Raw genomic sequence first — 4,455 nt, 5'->3', positions numbered from 1 at the left:
TGACGGGGGGGTCGGGGCAGGAGTGGTCGGGGCCGGGCCGGTCGGACTCGGCGCCGGCAGGGGCGGGGACCCAGTCGGCAGCGGTGGATTGGTCAACGGTGGGGTGGGCAGCGCCGGGACGGGAGCCGGCGCTGCGGGCGGGAGGAGAAGGTCGACCGGGGGTGCGGATTCATTGGGTGCCACGGACGCGTCCTCTGCCACGCCCGTCGTCTCCGAAGTGCTCGGATCCTGAGCAGAGGTTGGTGAGGACGTGGCCGAGTCCAGCGCCTGTCTCGTCGCGGTCTGCTGATCCACCTCAGGGGGCTGCACCGGCAGCGCCGGCGTCGTGATCCACGGCCTCTCGGGGACGGTAGCCGGGGTGTCACCGCTCAAGGCGCCGGACAGGTAGAGCGCCACCGCGGCGACGGCAGCGGCCGTCAGCCCTCCTCCCACGAGCAAAGCGACCGGCGCGCGACGATCCTGCGCCGCGACCGGGGCTGGGCTCGCTTCCGGCGGCACCAGCGCGACCCGTCCGGGCGCCGCTTGCTCTAGGACCTCGAGGCCCCCCATCACGGCGGCCAGCTCCGGATCCACGACTGCCCGCGTGTCTCGGGAGAATTCCTGCTCGAGCGTGCGCCGCAGGCCCGGGTCAAGCGCGCCTCCTCCCACCAGCAGGATCCGGCTGACTCGTGCGCCGCCGTCCTCCTGGATCGCGAGCGCCGAGGCGGTCGTGGTGATGATGTCGGCGTCAGTGGCACCCTGCACGGCACCGCCATGGCCGACACCCTCGGACCCGACGTCAAGGATGAGGGTTCCGTCGTCGTGCTCAGTGCCCAGGATCGAGCCAAGTGCCTCAACGTCAGCGATCCGCACCATGCCGATTACTGCCGCGGGGCACACGTCCTCGACCACCTGGTTGAGCACGCGTGCCGCGGCGTCCTGCTGGAGTGCCGACCAACGGTGCGGCACGACGAGACCGAAAGTCACGAGGTCGATCTGTGCAGGGTCAACGCCGAGACCGTGAATGGCCTCCCGGATTGGGCTCTCCACGAGGAGCGCCAACACGCCCGCGGCGGTGAACCCCAGGTCCGGATCTTCGATCCCGCCGAGCAGCCGAAAGGAGAAGAGCCGATCCATCCAGCCGACCAGTAGGTGCTCAGGCTCCTCCTTGGCGGCGCGCTCGGCCTCATACCCCACCAGTAGCCCTTCCCCGGGGCGCTGCCAGGCCACGCTCGGGACCTTCGTCACCGACGCAGGCTCAACCGTCGGGACGCAGACCGCAGCGACCTTGACGCAGTGGCGGCCAGGGTCAACCGCGATCCTGACCTGCACCCTGGCTCACCCCCCACTCTCCGCGTGGACCTGCCGCATCGCGACGGAGGCCAGCTATCGTCCTCGTGGGCTCTCGCATCCGCACCTGCCTCTCGCTGAGCTTGCCCGCAGCGACCGTCGCAGCGGGGCGTCGATCAGCCTACGGCGTGCGATCGTGGCGAGGTCAACACCGTGACGCCCTGTTGGCGCCTCATGGATGTGCGCACGGGTCAACGCGTCGCAGACGCGCAGCTCACAAGTGCCGGTAGGAGACTCCGGCGGTGCGACGTTCGCCGTGCCGCGACGGGGCCGCGTCAGGTCCCCCACCATCGCGCTGCCGTACGGCCATCAGCAGCAGATGCAGCAACTCGGAACGCGATGCTGCCCCACTGCGCCGTCGGATCCGCGCCACATGGTGCTCGATGGTCTTCGGCGAGAGGTAGAGGATTTCCCCCACCTGCTTGTAGGTCCGCCCAGAGACCACCAGTTCGGCGACCTGCCACTCGCGCTGGGTGAGTTGGAGACCGACGTCGGCCTCAGTCTCCACACCGTGCGAGACGCCGTGCGGGACCTCGCTGGCGGTCACGACGCTACGCGGCAGAGTGTTGCGGGCGCACTCGAGCAGCCGGGCGCTCGCGTGGCGGTCCGTGGTCGCGGCCGCGCCGTGGGCGGCGAGCCGGGCGGCATCCCAGGCCAGGCCACCCACGCTCATGCGCCGCACCGTCCGCTCGACCTCGTCCGGGTCCACGTCGCGGGCGCGCACTCGGACCCAGGTCCGAGCGGCGGCGGACAGCACGGCCGCATGTTCCCATTTCTGCGCCGCCCGCGCGAGAACTGACGCATGCGGCGCCAATGCCCGCGGGTCATCCTGCTGCAGGGCGACCTGCACCCCATACCAGTGGAAGGGGGTCGCCCACAGCGGTGGCTCACCCAGGTCCCTGAGCAGCGCGAGTGCGTCTCCCCACTGCGCGCGGACGAGGTCGAAGTCGCGCATGCGGGCAGCCACGAGCCCGAGCTCGCCAAGTGGCAGAAGCTGCCCCAGCGAGGCGGGATGGCGCAGGACTACCTCCCGTGCCGCCGCCCACGCCGAGCGCAACGCCAACGGGTCGTCGGCGCGCCGGGCCAGGCCGACGCGAAGTGCAGTGAGCCACACCCGGTCCCGTGGAGCTACGTCGCCGACATCGGAGATCGCGGACTCCGCCTCCTCGAGCCGGCCAGAGCTCATGGCCGCCCAGGCAGACAAGAGGCAGAGCCGTTGCCGGGCAATCTTCCCGAGCGCCCCCTGGTGCTGAGCGGAGCGGATGACGGAATGGACGAGCGGTAGGTCACCGGCGTGCAGCCCCCATAACGCCACCAACCCCACGGCTGAGTCCGTGAGCGAGGTGGACCCGGCGCTGCTCGCTTCAACTGCGAGCACCAATTGGGGCAGGGAGGCCGTGGCATCCTCGATCGAGGTGCGCACCCCCTGCGCCAGCAGCTGACTATAACCGTCCACCGAATCCTGCCGGACGTCCGCCCGATCGAGAATGGCGTCCGCGCCGCGGCGGTCCCCGACTGCATACCGGCTGATGGCGACCGCGGGATGGGCTGCTGCCTTCGGGTCCCGGGCCGCGACCCAGCGGATGAGGTCGGCCGCCCGGTGCGGCAGGTCCTGTGCGCAGGCAATCTCCAGCCCGAGGGGCACCAGTCCAGGAGGAACTGTCACCTCACCAGACAGGAGGATCTGATCGATCGCCCGTGCGGCTCCCCCGATGTCGCCGGTGACCAACCCAAGGTGGGCGAGTGCGAGTTGGACCCGCGGATCGCGGTCGCGCACGCTCAGGCAGAGTTGGAGGAGCCGCGCGGCGTGCTCATGATCTGGCGACTGCGCGTCCACCGCACGGACCGCCCGCTCGACCAGCGCTTGGACGACGCGGGGGTCTCGCACCCCCTGCGCAACCAGGTCGGCGGCCACCGCACCCAGATCCTCCCCAGTGCGGACCATGTCCTCGATGAGCTGCTCCCGCCATCGCTGTAGGCGGTGCGGCGGTGCATACCGGATGAGGCAGTCGCGAATGAGTGGCGGCAGCGTGCCATCCGCACCGAGCAGACCGGCGCTGTCGACGGAGCGCACCAGAAGTTCCTGCGCGGCGGCATCGTCCGCGGGTGCACCAGGCAGCGCCGGATGACCAGCGACGGGGTAGCCCACCGCGATCGCGAGCGCCGTGTCAGCGACGGCAGGCGAGCACCCGTCCAGGAGTCCCAGCACGAAGGCGGTGACCTCGGCGCCATCGAGGGCATCCCTCCCGGCAATCGCCTGCTCCGCCTCGGCGCTGGGCCCTAGGTGCTGGATGAGCCACGGCAGCCCCCCGGTCAGCTCCACCACCTGTTCGGCGTCGCGATCACCGAGCCCGCTGGCGTCCAGGATCGAACGGACGACGTCCACGCTCCAAGGCCGCAGGACACACTTGAGTGCTTCATAGGATTGGCCCGCATCCAGGACTGCGTCCCAGCGGGGGTCGTCCGGGCAGACGAGGAGGAAAAAGCGCTCGGCAGCCGTGACAGCCTCTATCGAGGCCTGCACGGCCTTGGCGTCCGCACAGTGCCGTGCGTCAATCACAACGACGTCAACTGCCACGTCAGCGTCCCCATCGAGGCGCGTGGCGTAACCGCGAGCGTGAGGGCCTCCGGTGCCGGCTCCATCGGAGTGGGGCTGGTGATCGCGATGATCGTGGTGATCATGGCTATGCCCTGGTGCCACCCTGACGGCATGGACCTGGCAACCGTTGTCTGCCAGGTGGCGTTTTACCCTCACCAGCGCCTGCCCGACGCCGCAACCCCGAGCACCGGTGAGGATCGCATGGCCGCGTCCGCTGTCAAGGTGCCGCGTCAAACGGTCGAGCACCTCAAGACGCGCCAGTCCTGCCCAGCCTGGCCACGAGGGGGAGTCCGCCCCGTCGGTCACCGCGTCGCCGTCATGGAGTTGCTCCGGATCCCTCCGTGGAGGTCGGGCCCGGGTCCCCTGCAGGGTCGCTAGGGTCCGGCGTCGAACCGGGGCCGGTCGGTTCGGGCTCCGTCGGCCCAGGATCCGTGACAGCAGGTTCGGTCGGTTCGGGCTCCGTGGGTCCAGGATCTGTGGGCCCTGGGTCGGTCGGGGTGGGGTCCGTCGGCGGCGGGGTCGTGGGC

At 70.6% G+C, this 4,455-nt stretch carries 2 protein-coding genes and 1 pseudogene; all 3 read right to left on the bottom strand.

Annotation, left to right across the window (positions count from 1 at the left end; genetic code table 11):
* Positions 1-1,227 (bottom strand): annotated as a pseudogene (locus tag Q4P07_RS14085) (hypothetical protein); the annotation flags it as partial.
* Positions 1,228-1,543: 316 nt separating this feature from the next.
* Positions 1,544-3,907, bottom strand: coding sequence for a LuxR C-terminal-related transcriptional regulator (locus Q4P07_RS14080; protein WP_303375546.1), 2,364 nt, complete (start codon positions 3,905-3,907; stop codon positions 1,544-1,546).
* Positions 3,886-4,011 carry a hypothetical protein gene (locus tag Q4P07_RS14075; protein WP_303375545.1) on the bottom strand — a complete coding sequence of 42 codons (126 nt, stop codon included), beginning with the start codon at positions 4,009-4,011 and terminating at the stop codon, positions 3,886-3,888. Before Q4P07_RS14075 ends, Q4P07_RS14080 begins: the two co-directional genes overlap by 22 nt.
* Positions 4,012-4,455: the final 444 nt, after the last annotated feature.

Source organism: Ornithinimicrobium sp. (genome assembly GCF_030537745.1).
GTDB lineage: Bacteria > Actinomycetota > Actinomycetes > Actinomycetales > Dermatophilaceae > Ornithinicoccus.
The sequence above is the reverse complement of the archived record's forward strand: the minus strand, read 5'-3'. Positions and strand labels throughout refer to the sequence as shown.

What these genes read in the sequence shown, in the direction of transcription:
- Q4P07_RS14075 (WP_303375545.1), bottom strand. Translation starts at nt 4,011, where the DNA reads ATGATCACCACGATCATCGCGATCACCAGCCCCACTCCGATGGAGCCG.